Annotated in this window: 2 protein-coding genes; one reads left to right on the forward strand and one right to left on the reverse strand. The window is 70.6% G+C overall.

Features of this window, described 5'->3' with window-relative positions; translation table 11 throughout:
* Positions 1-637: precorrin-3B C(17)-methyltransferase (locus U1700_RS15175; protein ID WP_332753502.1), on the forward strand; the 637-nt coding region annotated here is incomplete at its 5' end.
* Here U1700_RS15175 and U1700_RS15180 read toward each other — a convergent pair.
* On the reverse strand, positions 613-1107 hold a 495-nt coding region (locus U1700_RS15180), incomplete at its 5' end, for a precorrin-6A/cobalt-precorrin-6A reductase (RefSeq protein WP_332753503.1). The genes U1700_RS15175 and U1700_RS15180 overlap by 25 nt on opposite strands.

Raw genomic sequence — 1107 nt, forward strand, 5'->3', positions numbered from 1 at the left:
TGTCGCGCGCGTGCCCGAGCGGCACGGCCTGACCCGCCATGCCAGCGACAACCGCGTCGAGCGCGACCGGGCGCTCCACGCGCTGGAGATGGCGGAGGCGGGTGGCCGCGTCGTTGTCGTCTCCTCGGGCGATCCGGGGGTGTTCGCGATGGCGGCGGCGATCTTCGAGCGGGTGGAGGAAGACCCTGCCCGCTGGCACGACCTCGACATTCGCGTCCTGCCCGGCATCACCGCGATGCTGGCCGCAAGTGCGCGGGCGGGCGCGCCGCTGGGCCATGATTTCTGCGCGATCAACCTGTCGGATAACCTGAAGCCCCAGGCGCTGATCGAGCGGCGGCTGGCACTGGCGGCGGAGGCGGATTTCGCCATCGCGCTCTACAATCCCCGGTCCAAGGCGCGGCCCGATGCGCTCGATGCCGCCTTCGCCCTGCTCCGCGAGACGTGCGGCGACGACCGCCCGGTGCTGTTCGCGCGCGCCGTCTCGACGCCCGAAGAGGCCCTGCGCATCGTGCCGTTGCCGCAAGCGCGCGGGGACATGGCCGATATGCGCACCGTCGTCATCATCGGGTCGAGCCGCACGCGCATGATTCCGCATGCGGGCCAGCCGATCCTTTACACCCCCCGGACGACGCCGTGATCCAGCCAGTCGAGCACCGCCGCGACGCTGCCCACTTGCGGGCGGGGCGGGATGAAGGGGCGGTCGATCATCACGACCGGCAGGCCGAGTTCACGTGCCGCGTCGAGCTTCGCCTGCGCGCCGGAGCCTCCGGCATTCTTGGCGACCACCATTTGGATCCGGTGCTCGCGCAACAGGGCCAGTTCGCCCGCCAGCGTGAAGGGACCGCGATCGACCACCAGTCGGTGGTTCGGAAAATTGGCGGGCTCCGCCGCATCGACGAAGCGCAACAGGTAGAAATGCTGCGCAGCATGCGTGAAGTCCCCGATCGTCTGGCGACCAAGAGCCAAGAAGACACGCGCCGGCTCGGTGTCGAGTGCGGTCACCGCTTCGCCTGTGTTGGCCACGCGCGTCCAGCGGTCGCCGGGACCCTCCACCCATTCGGGCCGGGTCAGCGCGAGAAGGGGGACGCCCACCGCCGTCGCCGCCGC

The organism is Sphingomonas sp. RB1R13, from assembly GCF_036663775.1.
Taxonomy (GTDB): Bacteria; Pseudomonadota; Alphaproteobacteria; order Sphingomonadales; family Sphingomonadaceae; genus Sphingomicrobium.